Origin of the sequence: Lysinibacillus sp. NPDC097214 (assembly GCF_050277945.1) — a bacterium.
Taxonomy (GTDB): Bacteria; Bacillota; Bacilli; order Bacillales_A; family Planococcaceae; genus Lysinibacillus; species Lysinibacillus xylanilyticus_B.
Genome location: NZ_JBNNSS010000015.1, coordinates 21755 through 38328, shown reverse-complemented (window position 1 = coordinate 38328; position 16574 = coordinate 21755). Strand labels below are relative to the sequence as shown.

Sequence of the window (16574 nt, the reverse complement as noted above, 5' to 3'; positions counted from 1 at the left end):
TTTTTAGTTTTGTCATAAACTAAGCTTACTAGTAATTTTACATGAACCATCTCGAAAAATAAAATAAACGCTTTCATCAATTTAGATATATGCACAAATTTGAACAAGTAGTGACAATGCTAATACAAATGTTGGACATGCATTACTTATATCGTTAATTGTAGTGGAGGTTGGACGTCCGCCCCTAGTAGGAACGGAAATCAACCTCGAGTTAAGAGGATAAGCCTTAAAAAGGGTATATGGAAAGAAAGGAGTGAAACGATGATTTCAACATTATTACTATTAATTTCAATTTTTTTATTGTTATATATAACGGAAAAAAGACGTTTTTTCAATGCAGTAGTTCTTGGTTTTTTAGGGTTGTTTATTTTAAGCACAATACTTAGTCATCCAGTATTTCTCCCGAATGAGCAGGGGATTGTGTCGAAGATGGGGATAGTCGTAATACTTGGAAGTTTCCCGAGTATTATGTTTGTTTTATCGATAGCTACGTTTTTTAATAGTAAAGTTTTACTTGAAAAAGAAGGACGTAAAGTACGAAATCTATTGTTGGCTGTTTTTGGTTTGAGTTTTTTTATCATGATGATTTGGTATGTATTTGTGATTTTTATGAATATCGAAGATGATATTTGGCATATTCTTTTCTTCTATGGGTTCTTGGTTTTTGGTTATACAATGTTTTTATATACAAGCATAATGGCCTACGCCACTCTATATCATTTTACGCCTATCCTTTATGAGCCTAACTATATTATTGTGTTAGGGTCAGGACTAATCGGAGATAAAGTACCACCGCTTTTAGCTAGCCGTTTAGACGAGGCAGTAAAGCAGTTTCAAAAATATGATGAACGACCTTACATTATCGTCTCAGGTGGACAGGGAAGTGATGAAAAAGTATCAGAAGCATATGCCATGAAAAAATATATAGTTGACGAACATCAAATACCGTCTCAAAAAGTATTTATGGAAGATCAATCGACAAATACTGAACAGAATATGGCATTCTCTAAAGAGATTATGGATAAGCATGCTCAAGGGGGAAAATATAGATCCTTATTTGTAACGAATAATTTTCATGTTTTTCGTGCAAGTATTTATGCCAAAAAAGCGAAGCTTGATGCACAAGGTGTTGGTTCAAAGACAGCCTTTTATTATGTACCTAATGCATTTACTCGTGAATTTATTGGTTTATTAGAAATGTATAAATGGATTCATGTCACGGTCTTTTTGTTTATTACATTGTTCATTGGATTAATATTGAGAGCGTATGTGTAACCAATTTAGAACTGTCTTCCATATAATAGTGGCAAGGCGCATTTTATTTTCATTCAGTAGAAAACTCCCACCTCTGAAGGTGGGGAGGCGAAATCGATAGTAGTGTGCGAGGGGGGAAAACGAATGTATGGGCAATTTTTAGCAAAAAAAAATAAAGAGCGAATAGGGTCTCTACAAAGGCTCGCGCAAACACAAGATACGTGTTTTACGCAAAACATTGATTTGATAGCAGTCAAAGAAGTACAGTTAGCAACATTGCACAAAATTGTATATCAAGTTGTGCAGGGACTATTGAAAAAAAAACAACAACGACATTTACAAATTATACATCCAGAACAGACACAGTCAGTACAGGAGAATGTGCTAACGCTTTTAGCTGAATATGATGATTTACTGCGCGAAGCAATTCCACTCCCTATCTATATTTTTGTTTGGCAAATTTCTTCACTGGAGAAGTTAGCTAATTGTGTTGAAGTTGTTGATGATGTACTTGATATATTGGAATGGTATTTAATTCATCAAAATGAGCAGGTTGAAGCGTTTGACGAAGAAGATCTAGATCACGAGGTAATTATTGACTTATATAAAGATGCCATCGAGGAACAGGATGCGGATGCACAATTTCAACTTGGTGAATACTACAGTGCAATTGATGGCGCATATTTCCAGCCAGAAAAGTCCGTGAAGTGGTTTGAGTTAGCAGCATCACAAGGTAATGCTGATGCACAATATGCACTAGGTAATTTTTATTTTGAAGGTATAGGTGTACAAGAAAGCTATAATATGGCTTTTTCGCTGTATGAGGCTGCAGCAAAGCAAGGGCATCCAGATGCCGCAAATAATTTAGCGGATATGTATTTTAACGGTGAGGGAGTACCAGAAAACTTGGTACTTGCGAAGAAGTGGTTCGACTTTGCCGCACAACAAGGTGTAGCAGAGGCCATGTTTACACTCGGAATAATTTACGAGCAGGGATTAGGAGTCGACAAAGACGAGGAGCAAGCCTGTAGCTATTATAAAAAATCTGCTGAAGTAGGCTATGTTGAGGCACAATATAGGCTTGGAGGAATCTATTTAGAGGGACGGTTAGGGCAAACGAAAGATGTGAACCGTGGATTATATTGGTATGAAAGAGCAGCAAAGCAATATCATGTCGATGCCTTTTATGATTTGGGCTTTATTTGGAGCCAAGGGTTAACAGGTATACGGAATATTGAAAAAGGTATTCATTGGTTTAAACAGGCTGCCCTTCAAGGTGATTCGGAAGCAAAGTTACAACTAGGGCATATATACAATAAAGGGGAAGGAATAGCTAGAAATATTAAAGAGGCTATAAAATGGTATGGACTTGCAGCAGATGCAGGAAGTGCGGAGGCGGCAATTTTACTGCAAGAATTGAATGGAATGTGAGCATTTTTTATTAAAAAGTAATGGGTTTTTAGATTCAATTATCCGCTTTTGGCACATAGGTATTAAGTTTTGTTTTTTGGCGTTTATTAGGTATATATTATCAGGTTTATATGGTTGTAAAAATATCAATATAATAAAGTGGTAATACCTCGAACTAAAACAAGGAAAAAATAAGCATAAAAAAAACAGAGATGATGTTAATTAGCTACCCAAAAGTATTGTGGTAGCTTTTTTTCTGCTTTGGATAATAAGTAAGATAGTAGGTACTTTTTGTTCAATTTGTGGAAAAAAATGTATATTTGAAAATTGACAGCTATTTATAAAATGTATAAGGTATATGAGGGATTTTGAAAGAGTAGTTAGTAGCAATAGCTAATTATAAGGTTACCATTTTTTAGCCCATAACAGAGAAAGAGTCATAAGGGATAACAATTCCCCAGGAGCGTCCAGCTGGAATGGAAATCAACTCTACGTTATGGCGATGCTTTTTTCATATTATGGGTGATTGGAATTATATTTTTCTCAGCTTTTAAAAGTACACGGCATGAAAGAGGGTAAATGTGTGATTTTTCAAAAACAGAGAAAGACAACGGCGTTAGACTTAGAGCAATATACGGTAAAAATGGATATAGCTAATCGCGAGTCAATAAAAAAGCAAATTGATATGCTCAAATTGACGAAGCGGGATTTACAATATTTAAAAGCTTTTCAACCTTTTGTTGAAAGCAATATTGATAACATTGTTCATCGATTTTATGAAATGATTGGAACTGAACGTACTTTAGTAAATATTATTAATGAACATAGTTCTGTAAATAAGCTAAAAATTACTTTACGACGTCATATTATTGAAATGTTTAATGGTACGATTGATGATGAATTTTATCAGAGGCGAGTTAAAATTGCTAAAGTACATGTCCATATCGGGCTTAAAACACAATGGTATATTTGTGCTTTTCAAGATTTAACAGCATCATTTATTGACTTAGTTGAAGAACATGTTCATCATCCAATGGATCAACTCAATACAATTAGAGCTATCTCAAAAATATCTAATTTTGAGCAACAGTTAGTTTTAGAGGCGTTCGAGCATACCATTGAGCAACTTCATGAAAAAATAGAACGTAGAAAAGAAGTGATAGAGAAAAAGATCGTAGAGTCTTCGGAAGGTCTTGCCACAATATCACAGGAAACAAACAACTCGTTTAATCGCTTAAGTGAACAATCGGATGAAATCAAACAACTAGCAAAACAATCACTTCAAGTGTCGACTATGGCTGAGAGTCAGGCATTAGAAGGTCGTGAACGCTTAAAGAATCAATCGCAAAATATGAGTAATATTATTTACTCGCTTGATGGTATAGCGGAAAATATTACACAGTTGGCAGATATGTCAAGGGAAATGGAATCGATTGTGAATGTTGTGACAAATATTGCAAATCAGACAAACTTGTTGGCTTTAAATGCGGCAATAGAAGCGGCTCGTGCTGGAGAAGCGGGTAAAGGCTTTAGTGTTGTGGCAGATGAAGTGAGAAAACTATCGATTCAAACAAAGGAATCTGTAACATCGGTTGCGACGTTACTACACAAAACGAATGAGCGGACAGATAAACTTGTCCATTCGCTTAGTAATATTCAAGAAGAGGTAGCTTCTGGTGAAGAAAATATGGTTCAAACAGAAGGACAATTTACTAACATATTGGACGCTATGACCGAAGCCAAAGAACAAAATGGTCAGATGGAAAAAGAAGTACAAGCAATAGTAGAAGTACTAAGTCAATTAGGTATTGCCTTTAACGAAGTAAAAAATTCTGCTGAAGAACTAGCTAGCTTTGCACAAAATTTACATTGATGAAGTGAAAAGCAAGAGACAAAGCAAATAAGGTGCTTCACACCTGTGATGTATAAATAACACTATATCAACTGTTAATATATAATATCCGCTAGGTAGATAAAAGATACCGTCGATTATATGCTGTTAAATTCAATATATGCAAATTGAACATAGCAAAAATGGAGCTATCCCATGAACTGGGTAGCTCCATTTTTGCTAAATTTGTAAAGGGTTTAACGTAATTTTCGTTAAAAAAAGTTTATACTGAATAAAGAACTAAAAATAGGGGCGGTTAATATGAAAACAGTTGTTGTATTAGGTGGCGGAATTACGGGATTGTGTACGATGCATTATTTACAACGCCAAGCTCAGGAGAAAAACTTACATGTAAAGCTTGTACTCGTTGAAAAGAATACATACCTTGGTGGCAAGCTTCACTCTGCGAATGAACAAGGCTTTATTATGGAAACAGGAGCAGATTCTATAGTAGCGCGTCATAAAGGTGTCATGGAGTTAGTAAAGGAGCTTAATTTTGAACAAAATCTTGTGTACAACGAAACGGGTATTTCGTATATTTACACAAATAATGAGCTACATGCTATCCCATCAGACTCAACGTTCGGTATTCCTATGAGCTTACAATCTCTTGAGGAAAGTACGCTTGTATCAGAGAAAGGTAAAAAAGAGGCATTAAAAGATTTAACTATGCCAAATGAAGTGTTTACAAAGGAAAGTTCGATTGGGGAATTTTTAACTTACTATTTAGGTGAGGAGCTTGTTCAAAACCAAATAGCGCCCGTACTTGCAGGTGTATATTCAGGAGATTTAAATCAACTTTCAATTGCTTCCACTTTACCGTATTTAATCGATTACAAAAACGATTACGGTAGTATTATTAAAGGCTTCGATGCAAACAGGGAACAATTTGTGAAAGCCGCCAATAAAAAATTTATTTCATTTAAAAATGGTTTATCATCACTAATTGATCGACTTGAAGAAACATTAACGGATGTAGAAATTATAAAAGGAATTGCCACTACCAGTGTTAAGAAGCAGGAGAATCAATACGCTGTTACATTAGCAAACGGTAAAATGATTGAAGCGAATCATGTTGTACTGGCACTACCAAATGAGGCGGTACAAAGTTTATTGCAGGATGAATCTTTGAACGGCTATTTTGAACAATTCAATACTGCATCCGCCATTACGATTTACTTAGGATTTGATGTACCTGATAATAGATTACCCGCGGATGGAACGGGCTATATTGTGTCACATAATTCGGATGTTATTTGTAATGCAGCAACGTGGACAAGTCGCAAGTGGAAACACACTTCAGCAGAAGGAAAATTACTTGTACGACTTTTTTATAAGAGCATTAATCCTAAGTATGAGAGATTGCGTTTGATGTCAGATGAAGAGTTAGCAGCTGTTGCTCTAGAGGATGTAAGAAAAAGCTTGGGGATTGAGGAAACACCAACTATTGTTGACGTGACAAAATGGATCGACCAGATGCCAAAGTATGATTTGGCACATCGTGAAGCGTTGCAAGGTCTCTTACAAGAGCTTGAGAAAAACTATCCGAACTTATCAATAGCGGGGTGCTCTTATTTCGGAGTAGGCATAGGTGCGTGTATTCAAAATGGTAAAAAAATTGGTGAGGAGCTTGTTGAAAAACTATCGTAATTGTTTGAATTGATAAAATCAATTATGCCTCGGCATAATTGCGTCTGGAATCGGCTTTGTACTTAGGCTTGCACGAGGGCCGACACGATGTCGGTCATTTCGGTAATGCCACAAGGACGTGGCGTTTTTACCGATGCAGGTCAGTTAGCCGTTATCGCATGGATGCGATGATTTTAGGCTAACATCCTTTAAGAAACTCCTTTCCGATTTTGTGACATCCGCCGGAGGCTTTGGGCCAACAGATGTCTTTTGCGCGAAAGCGTAGTGCTAACGCAGCGTCAGCAACGTGTTTTGTCTGTGCGAAAGCGAAGCGTCAGCAACAGCATGATGTTGGTCACTCAGTCGTTGCCACAGGACGTGGCGCTCTAAGACTGAGTTCCTCTATTTCAGCGGGTGTTTGGACACACGCTGAAAAGTAACTTAAATTCGCATTCATCTCACCACCTATAGAGGTGAGAGACTTTTGAACCTGTCGCTACGCTTTCGGTACATAAAACATTGCTGAAAGAAGTTAAAATATAATGTTTTTCGTAAAAATTATCCTCTGTTCTGTGAAATAGTCTTGACTCAATCGTTCGTAAACGATATGATTCTTTTAATTATTTAAAAAATTCATACTACATTCTTATCAAGAGAAGCTGAGGGACTGGCCCTATGAAGCTTCAGCAACCAACTTATTGTCAGGTGCTAAATCCAGAAGACCATTGTGTCGAAGATGAGAAGGAAAAACAATTACGAAACGTTAAAGCCTTCTTTTTATGTAAAAGAAGGCTTTTTTATTTTTTTATAAATAATGGAAGAGAGGCTAGTTTTATGGGATTGCTTGAAAGGTTAAAAACACATGTTCTTACTGCAGATGGTGCAATTGGTACAGTTTTATACGGCTATGGTTTGGAGTATTGCCATGAGGAAATGAATATACAAAAACCTGAATTAATTGAAAAGATTCATAGAGAATACATAGCAGCTGGTGCTGATGTTATTCAAACGAACACTTACGGAGCTAATGCCATAAAATTAGCCCGCTACGGATTAGAATCTCGTGTGCAGCAGTTTAATGAGGCCGCTATAACAATTGCAAAACGAGCAGCAGCAGATGGTGGACAGTTTGTCTTAGGTACTATTGGGGGAATCCGTGGTATTCGAAAAAGTGATGCAACGTTAGAGGAAATTTTAGCAACAGTTGATGAGCAGGCAACGGTTTTACTTGCAGGAAATCCAGATGGCCTTTTACTTGAAACATATTATGATTTTGAAGAGCTAACAGCGACTTTAACGATGCTACGAGCTAAAACTAAATTACCGATTATTGCTCAAGTTTCTATGCATGAACCAGGAATTTTGCAAAATGGAATGAGCTTAAATAACGCCCTACATGAGCTTGAAGCGCTAGGTGCTGATATTGTAGGTGTTAACTGTCGTTTAGGGCCTCACCATACTATACAAGCATTTGAAGGTGTAGAGCTTCCTAAGAAGGCATTTATGTCAGCGTATCCGAACGCCTCTCTTCTTGATTTGGAGGATGGCCGTGTCGTTTATGAGTCAGAGGCAGATTATTTCGGTCGAGCAGCAGTAGAGCTTCGCGATCAAGGGGTACGTTTAATTGGTGGGTGCTGTGGTACGACACCAAAGCATATTGCTGCAGCGAAAAAGTACTTAGAGGAGCTATCTCCGGTCGAGGAAAAGTATGCAAAGCCAGAAAAAGTCGAAGTTGTACGTGAGGCAGAGCCACCAAATTATGAGCCATTACATGTAAAAGTAAAACGTGAGCGCTCAGTTATAGTGGAGTTAGATACACCAAGACATTTAGAAATCGAAGGTTTTATTGCAGGTGCAAAAAAAATATATGAGGCGGGCGCAGATGTAGTCATGATGGCAGATAATTCACTTGCTTCTCCAAGGATTAGTAATGTCGCAATGGGTGCCTTACTGAAAGAAACGCACGGAGTACGACCGTTAACTCATATAACATGCCGAGATCGTAATTTAATTGGTCTTCAATCACATTTAATGGGATTAAATGCACTAGGGATTCACGATATTCTAGCAGTGACTGGAGATCCGACAAAGGTAGGCGATTTCCCAGGGGCCACAAGCGTTTATGACGTATCTTCAATGGAGCTAATTCAATTGATAAAACAGTTAAATGAAGGTGTATCGTTCTCAGGGAAACCACTTCGTAAAAAGGCAAATTTCTCTGTAGCGGCTGCCTTTAATCCTAATGTACGTGTACTGGATCGTGCTGTGTCTAGATTAGAAAAGAAAATTGAACATGGAGCAGATTATTTTATTTCACAGCCCGTTTATTCAAAGGAAAAAATCGTGGAAATTTACGAGGCGACAAAGCATTTAGAAGCACCAATTTATATAGGTATTATGCCAGTAACGAGCTATAAAAGTGCGGAGTTTTTACATCATGAAGTGCCAGGCATCAAACTATCGGAGGATGCGTTAGCACGTATGAAAGCTTGTGGCGATGATAAGGAACGCGCAACACTAGAAGGGATTGCAATTGCCAAGGAATTAGTAGAAGTAGCAGCGGAATATTTCAATGGTATTTACCTCATCACACCATTTTTACGCTATGACATGACACTAGAACTGATGAAATTTATTGAGCAATTGGATGAACAGAAAAAAGGGGTAAGTATAAATGGCTAAGCACTTGATTGAAGAACAACTTGAGAAACGAATTTTAATTCTTGATGGCGCAATGGGTACAATGCTACAAAATGAAAATTTATCAGCAGAAGATTTTGGCGGCGAGGAATATGATGGCTGTAATGAAAATCTTGTCCTAACTAGACCAGATGTGCTTGAAAAAGTTCATAGAAAATATTTAGAGGCTGGAGCAGATATTATTTGTACAAATACATTTGGAAGTACTCCACTTGTATTAAATGAATATGATCTTGGTGCGAAGGCAGAAGAAATCAATACACGTGCTGTAGAAATTGCACGTAAAGTAGTAGATGAGTTTACTACATCCGATTGGCCACGTTTTGTAGCGGGGGCTATGGGACCAACCACAAAAACCTTGTCAGTTACAGGTGGTATTACATTTGATGAGTTAGAGGAAAACTTCTATGTTCAGGCCAAGGCATTAATCGAAGCCGGGGCGGACGTTCTGTTGCTAGAAACTAGTCAGGATATGTTGAATGTTAAGGCAGGAACATTGGGGGTATCTCGTGCTTTTAAGGCAACTGAAAAAGAGCTACCTGTGATGATATCTGGAACAATTGAACCGATGGGAACAACATTGGCCGGCCAAACAATTGATGCTTTTTACATTTCCATCGAGCATATTAAGCCATTATCAGTTGGTTTAAACTGTGCAACGGGACCAGAGTTTATGACGGACCATATCCGTTCACTAGCAGAGCTTTCAACAGGCTATATTAGCTGTTACCCGAATGCAGGTTTACCTGACGAGGAAGGCTGCTATCATGAGTCACCTGAATCGCTGTCACAAAAGCTAAAAGGCTTTGCAGAAAAGGGCTGGCTAAATATTGTTGGGGGCTGCTGTGGTACAACGCCAGCGCATATTGTCGCTATTCGAGAAGTGCTAAAGGACGAAAAGCCTCGTCAATTACCAGATGCAACACATGGTCATGTAGTATCAGGTATCGAGCCATTGGTGTATGACGATTCTATGCGTCCGTTATTTATTGGAGAACGGACAAATGTAATCGGCTCTCGCAAGTTTAAAAATTTAATTATTGACGGGAAGTTTGAGGAAGCGGCAGAAATCGCGCGAGCTCAAGTGAAAAATGGAGCACATGTTATCGATATTTGTTTAGCAAATCCTGACCGCGATGAACTAGCGGATATACGTGGCTTTATGCAGGAGGTTGTAAAAAAAGTAAAAGTACCTCTTGTGATTGATTCAACAGATGAAAAAGTAATTGAGGAAGCACTCAAGTTTTCTCAAGGGAAAGCTATCATTAATTCTATTAACTTAGAGGATGGCGAGGAGCGCTTTGACGCAGTTTTACCACTAGTGAAAAAATATGGAGCCTCTTTAGTAGTTGGGACAATTGATGAGCAGGGCATGGCGGTTGATCGACATCGCAAGCTAGAGATTGCTGAACGTTCCTATAAATTGTTAACAGAAAAGTGGGGTATTGCTCCTGAAGATATTATCTTTGATCCACTAATGTTCCCAGTAGGTACGGGAGATGAACAGTATATTGGCTCAGCACTTGAAACAGTGGAAGGCATTCGCCTGATTAAAGAAAAATTGCCACGTACATTAACGGTGCTTGGTGTAAGTAATATTTCATTCGGATTACCACCAGTAGGTCGTGAAGTATTGAATGCCGTGTATTTATATCACTGTACACAGGCTGGTTTAGATTATGCAATTGTTAATACGGAGAAGCTAGAACGTTATGCATCGATTCCTGAGGCGGAAATTAAGCTAGCAAATGATTTACTCTTTCATACAAATGATGAAACATTAGCTGTCTTCACAGATTTCTATCGTGATAAAAAGAAGGAAAAAACAGAGGCAGATATTCCGAAAACAGTAGAAGGTCGCTTAGCTTACTATATTTTAGAAGGTACAAAGGAAGGGCTTATTGAAGATTTAGAGGCTGCTCGTGAAATTTTCGAAACACCGCTTGATATTATTAATGGACCATTAATGGCTGGGATGGCAGAAGTTGGCCGTTTATTTAACGATAATCAGCTCATCGTAGCAGAGGTATTACAATCAGCAGGGGTTATGAAGGCAGCAGTGGCACATTTAGAGCAATTTATGGAGAAAGATGAAGAGAGTGCTGGCAAAGGGAAGATGGTACTTGCAACTGTAAAAGGCGATGTGCATGATATTGGGAAAAACCTTGTCGATATTATTTTAAGTAATAATGGCTATAAGGTGATTGATCTTGGCATTAAAGTAACACCTGCTCAGTTAATAGAAACGATTCGTAAGGAGAAGCCAGATTTCATCGGGCTTTCAGGCTTACTTGTAAAATCAGCGCAACAAATGGTTATTACAGCTCAAGATTTCAAGGAAGCGGGTATTAACGTACCTATTTTAGTAGGGGGAGCGGCATTATCTCGTCGCTTTACTGAAACAAAAATCGCCGGCGAATATAATGGTCCTGTTATTTATTCAAAGGATGCGATGCAAGGATTAGAGCAGGTAAATCGGTTAATGGGGACAGATACACGTGCTGATTTCTTAGTTGAAATTGAGGAATCTCGCAAAAAACGCTTAGAGGCAGACGAAAAAAGAGCGGCTCGCCCTGCAAAAGAAATAACTGTAAAGCCTGTGCGCACGGTAAAGGAAGCATCTGTCTTTCTGCCAGCTGATTTGCGACGCCATGTAAAGAGAGAATATGCTGTTTCGCATTTATATCCATATGTTAATATGCGGACATTACTTGGACATCACCTAGGCTTAAAAGGGCAAGTACAGCAATTACTTGATAATGGCGATGCAAGAGCAACAGAGTTAAAAGATTTAGTCGACGATTATTTACAAAGTGACCTATTAAAGCCATCGGGTATGTATCAGTTTTTCCCTGCACAAGCAGATGGAGATGATGTAGTCGTTTATGATCCAGCAGATAGCAAAACAGAAATTGAACGATTTACCTTCCCACGTCAGCAAGTTGAACCGTTTTTATGTCTTGCAGATTTCCTAAAAACAGTTGAAAGCGGTGAAATGGACTATATTGCCTTAATGGTAGTAACAGCTGGACAAGGTGTTATGGTGAAGGCCCGTCAGCTAAAAGAGGAAGGGAAATTCCTTGAAAGCCATGCATTACAATCTACAGCCCTTGAACTTGCGGAAGGCTTTGCAGAGCGTATGCACCAAGAAATCCGTGATCAATGGGGCTTCCCAGATGCGACAGATTTTACAATGCGTGATCGTTTCGCAGCAAAATATCAAGGGCAGCGCTTCTCATTTGGCTATCCTGCATGTCCGAACTTGGAGGATCAAGAGAAATTGTTTGGCATATTAAAACCAGAGGACATTGGTGTGCACTTAACGGAAGGCTTTATGATGGAGCCGGAAGCTTCTGTTTCAGCGATGGTCTTTGCACATCCAGATGCTCGATATTTTAATGTGTAATGCTAGAAAAAGTGGTATAACTTTATGTAATGAGGGTAAAGCCTCGGCATAATTGAAGTAGGACGTGAGCATGATGATTCGATTAATGGGAGAGAAAGATTTACCTGGTGTTTTAGATATTTACAATGACATTATTTTAACGAGCAAAGCAGTTTATCGATATGAAACTCAATCGTTAGAAGAAAAAAGACGATGGTTCAAGGAGCAGCAAACAATCGGTAATCCACTGCTAGTCTTTGAAGTAAATGGCACAGTAGCCGGCTTTGCAACATATAGTCAGTTCCGTCCATATCCAGGCTATAAGCATACAATGGAGCATTCTGTATATGTGCATAAGGATCATTATCAAAAGGGAATCGCTATACAATTAATGCATGAGCTTATTCGAATTGCTAAAGAGCAAGATGTGAAAACACTCGTAGCGGGCATTGATGATGAAAACATCGGAAGCATTAAAGTACATGAAAAACTAGGTTTCGAATATGCGGGTACAATAAAAAACGCAGGCTATAAATTTGGACAGTGGCTAGATCTTGTATTTTATCAACTACAGTTACCTGGACCAAAAGTATAGAAAGTATTCGACATGTCATATCTTTTCAGCTTGCCTACTCATACTAATGCTACATTCTTATCACTAAAAGTTAGAGATGAAATACGCGTTGTATATTAGGTTGATTGGAGTGTAGGCTGGGCGACTCCTCGGGGATCAGCGTCACAGATGAGACCCTGGAGCGAGCCTTGCGAGTGAAGCGGCTCATCGGACGCCCCCAGGAAAGCGCCCAGCCGGAACGGAAATCAACTCCACTTTATAGTGAGGAGCCATATTAATTTATTTTTATTCCTTTGTAAACATTATAAAAGGGTATGACAAATGTCATATCCTTTTTATGATGTTTGCTTCTGTGCATGATTGTACTCTTGTTTTATGATGAGGTCATAAGTAAAAGGAAACGAGGGAGTAAAAACAATGGCAACGGATAAAGAAAAAACAAAAAGACTGCGCCAGGATGTAGCACCTTTTGCGAAGTCTGATACAGCTAAAAGTATTTTTCAAATGGTAAATACGATTATACCTTTAATTGCTCTATGGGTAGCTGGCTATATGTTAGTGGATGTCTCGCCATGGTTAACAGCTGGGTTAAGTGTAATTTCTGCTGGATTTGTCGTACGAACTTTTATTATTTTCCATGATTGTACACACGGTTCATTTTTCAAAAGTAAAAAAGCAAACGACTGGGTTGGTTTTGTAACTGGGGTGTTAACATCATTCCCGTATGAAAAATGGAAACGTGAGCATACAATTCACCACGCAACTAGTTCGAACTTAGATAAGCGTGGTATCGGTGATATTGATATGATGACAGTGGAAGAATTTATACAAGCATCTAAAGGACAACGTTTATGGTATCGCTTTTACCGTAATCCATTCGTAATGTTTGGCTTAGGTCCACTGTTTATGGTGTTAATTTTAAATCGTCGTAATCGAAATGACGCTAAACAAAAAGAACGTTTTAACACGTATTTAACAAATGTAGTCATCGCGGGAATCTGTATTGCCTTAATTTACTTTATGGGGTGGCAAGCATTTTTATTAGTGCATGTAGTAACAATGTTTGTTGCTGCTTCTCTAGGCATTTGGTTATTTTTTATCCAACATACGTATGAAGATTCTTATTTTGAGCATGACTCAGAGTGGGATTATGTGAAGGCTGCTGTTGAAGGTAGCTCGTATTATAAATTACCAAAGCTATTACAATGGGTTACAGGCAATATTGGCTTCCACCATGTACATCATTTAGCTCCACGTGTACCGAACTATAATCTTGAACAGGCGCATAATGACATACCGCCATTACACACTGCAACGACTATTACGTTACGTAAAAGTCTAGAATCATTACGCTACAAGTTATATGATGAAGATCAAGGCAAGTTTGTAACCTTTAAAGAAGTTAATGAAATAATCAAGCGAAAAGAAAGAGGCAGTTTAGCTGCTTAGTAGATTTTTTTCAGCCATCTCTTCTAAGGGATGGCTGTTTTACGTAAACATTGTACAACAAGCGTTGTAAAAATCATGTGCAGGCATAAAATAAATTTTCTTGTTATAATGAGGGAAAACTAGGAAAGAGCGTGAGATTATGTTGAGGAAATGGCAAAGCATTATTCCGAATAGTCCTATGCTCAGTATATATTTATGGATTATTTTCTGTTTCCTACCGTTTTTCTTCATTTTTAGAAAATCATCTTATATAGAAATATCAATTGGTATTACATTTTTAATGCTATATTTTATTTTCTATCGGTTTTCCATGAATTCGAAAAACGGTCTTGTTTATATGTGGATTAGCTTTGAAATGGTCATTAATATCGTTATGACCATAATGTATGGCTATGTATATTTATCAATTTTCACAGCTTTCTTCATTGGAAATATTCGTAAACCTGTTGGCTTCTATATTATATATGGTCTACATATTGCTTTTACGGTTATTTCTACAGGTGTTGGCTTCTTCGTTGAGCTAAACTTATTTTTATCACAATTACCATTTGTTGTTTTAACTATTTTAGCGGTTGTGCTTCTCCCACTAACGATTTATTCAAAAAATAAACGCGAAAATTTAGAAGGCCAGCTTGAGACAGCTAATGAACGAATAGCTGAGTTAATTGTTTTTGAAGAACGCCAACGTATTGCTCGGGATTTACATGATACTCTCGGTCAAAAGTTGTCGATGATCGGCTTAAAAAGTGACTTAGCTTCAAGATTAATTGAACGTGATCCACAACAGGCTCTAACAGAGATAAAGGATATTCGTCAAACGGCGAGTATCGCATTAAAAGAGGTACGTGAATTAGTATCGGGTATGCGAACGGCTAGGTTTGAGGACGAGATTATGCGTATTGCCCAAATATTAAAGGCTGCTGAAATGGAGTTTGTATTTGATGGTGATAAAGATACATTACAAGTTCCACCGCTTGTAGAAAATGTATTATCCATGTGTTTAAAAGAGGCAGTCAATAATGTCGTTAAGCATAGTGGTGCTACAAAATGCGAAATCGCCTTTCATCAAAATTTTAAGGAAGTATATTTAGTTGTTCGTGACAATGGGCAAGGAATCACCAAAAAGCAAGCTTGGAAAACTGGTAACGGATTAAAGGGAATGCGAGAACGGTTAGAGTTTATAAACGGTTCTTTTAAAATCGAAAGTGAAGAGGGCACTACATTAACAGTGTCGATTCCAGTGGCGATTACGCATCAGAAGGTCAAAGAAAATCTGAAGAACATATAAGAAATGAGGACTGTGACATGATACGAATTGTAATTGCTGAAGATCAGGGTATGCTATTAGGTGCACTCCGTTCATTACTTAGTATGGAGGATGATATGGAGGTCGTCGGCTTAGCAAAAAATGGTGAGGAAGCATTGGCGCTTGTTGAAGAGCATCAGCCTGATATTTGTATTATGGATATTGAAATGCCAGTAAAAACTGGATTGGATGCTGCCGAGGAACTGCATGGCACAGGTTCTAATTGTAAAGTGATTATATTAACGACATTTGCAAGGCCTGGTTATTTTGAGCGTGCAAGAAAGGCCAGCGTTCGTGGCTATTTACTAAAGGATAGTCCGATAGAAGAATTGGCCAGTGCTATTCGCACAATTATGGACGGCAAAAGAATATATGCGCCTGAACTCGTTGATTTTGTCTATGAGGATGATAGTGAAAATCCTTTAACTGATCGTGAGAGCCAGGTACTGACACTTGTTGCAGAGGGGAAGACGACAAAAGAAATTGCTGCAGAATTATTTTTATCGGCAGGGACTGTCCGCAACTATATTTCCACTATTTTAGAAAAATTAAATGTTGGGAATCGTATTGAAGCCATAGCACGTTTTAAGGAAAAAGGGTGGAATAAGTAGTAAAACTTAATCGTCAAAGATGACGGTTTTCATAGAGTCAATGATAGGGCTCTTCAGCAAAACGAGGGGTTGATTTCCGTTGCGGCTGGGCGCTTTCCTGGGGGCTTCCGATGAGCCGCTTCGCTTCGCTCCGCTCCAGGTTCTCGGGCCAACACGATGTTGGTCACGAAGGCGTTATCACAGGATGTGATGGTTTTAGCCTTCGTTCCTCTATTGCTGATCCCCGAGGAGTCGCCCGGCCTCCACTCCAATCAACCGCTTCACATAGAGTGTATTTTCTGGCTTTCCACTCTAATTTAAAGCGATAAAACTAAGCTTCAACAATCCCTTTTTCACATAATAGTTTTCTACAATAAAAACCTTAT

The 16574-nt window shown here is 38.3% G+C and carries 11 protein-coding genes and 1 riboswitch; all 11 genes read left to right on the top strand.

The window, feature by feature from the left end; genetic code table 11:
• Positions 1-261 precede the first annotated feature (261 nt).
• The 11 genes from ACQKMI_RS22535 to ACQKMI_RS22485 all read left to right on the top strand — a co-directional run bounded on the left by ACQKMI_RS22535 (position 262) and on the right by ACQKMI_RS22485 (position 16209).
• A complete protein-coding gene (locus ACQKMI_RS22535) occupies positions 262-1275 on the top strand; it encodes a YdcF family protein (RefSeq protein ID WP_427492565.1) in 1014 nt (337 codons plus the stop codon).
• Positions 1276-1398: 123 nt separating this feature from the next.
• The gene (locus ACQKMI_RS22530; protein ID WP_427492563.1) at positions 1399-2685 is read left to right on the top strand and encodes a tetratricopeptide repeat protein; all 1287 of its coding nucleotides are present in this window, start codon (positions 1399-1401) and stop codon (positions 2683-2685) included.
• A 562-nt stretch (positions 2686-3247) separates the two neighbouring features.
• Complete coding sequence (locus ACQKMI_RS22525) at positions 3248-4537, top strand: methyl-accepting chemotaxis protein (protein WP_427492561.1); 1290 nt, start codon at positions 3248-3250, stop codon at positions 4535-4537.
• 279 nt (positions 4538-4816) lie between these two features.
• A complete protein-coding gene (locus ACQKMI_RS22520) occupies positions 4817-6205 on the top strand; it encodes a protoporphyrinogen oxidase (RefSeq protein WP_427492559.1) in 1389 nt (462 codons plus the stop codon).
• Between the two features lie 230 nt (positions 6206-6435).
• A complete protein-coding gene (locus ACQKMI_RS22515) occupies positions 6436-6624 on the top strand; it encodes a hypothetical protein (protein WP_427492557.1) in 189 nt (62 codons plus the stop codon).
• A 203-nt stretch (positions 6625-6827) separates the two neighbouring features.
• Positions 6828-6927, top strand: a riboswitch (SAM riboswitch).
• Between the two features lie 91 nt (positions 6928-7018).
• Positions 7019-8866 carry a bifunctional homocysteine S-methyltransferase/methylenetetrahydrofolate reductase gene (locus tag ACQKMI_RS22510; RefSeq protein WP_427492556.1) on the top strand — a complete coding sequence of 616 codons (1848 nt, stop codon included), beginning with the start codon at positions 7019-7021 and terminating at the stop codon, positions 8864-8866.
• Complete coding sequence (gene metH / locus ACQKMI_RS22505) at positions 8859-12290, top strand: methionine synthase (RefSeq protein ID WP_427492554.1); 3432 nt, start codon at positions 8859-8861, stop codon at positions 12288-12290. The genes ACQKMI_RS22510 and metH overlap by 8 nt, the downstream gene beginning before the upstream one ends.
• Before the next feature lie 73 nt (positions 12291-12363).
• Entirely contained in the window at positions 12364-12864 is a 501-nt protein-coding gene (locus tag ACQKMI_RS22500) for an N-acetyltransferase family protein (protein WP_427492552.1), read from the top strand.
• Positions 12865-13260: 396 nt separating this feature from the next.
• Positions 13261-14292 (top strand): fatty acid desaturase, encoded by a 1032-nt coding sequence (locus ACQKMI_RS22495; protein ID WP_427492550.1) that lies wholly within the window; start codon positions 13261-13263, stop codon positions 14290-14292.
• A 139-nt stretch (positions 14293-14431) separates the two neighbouring features.
• Positions 14432-15580 carry a sensor histidine kinase gene (locus ACQKMI_RS22490; protein ID WP_427492548.1) on the top strand — a complete coding sequence of 383 codons (1149 nt, stop codon included), beginning with the start codon at positions 14432-14434 and terminating at the stop codon, positions 15578-15580.
• Between the two features lie 17 nt (positions 15581-15597).
• A complete protein-coding gene (locus ACQKMI_RS22485) occupies positions 15598-16209 on the top strand; it encodes a response regulator transcription factor (protein WP_323651140.1) in 612 nt (203 codons plus the stop codon).
• Positions 16210-16574 lie beyond the last annotated feature (365 nt).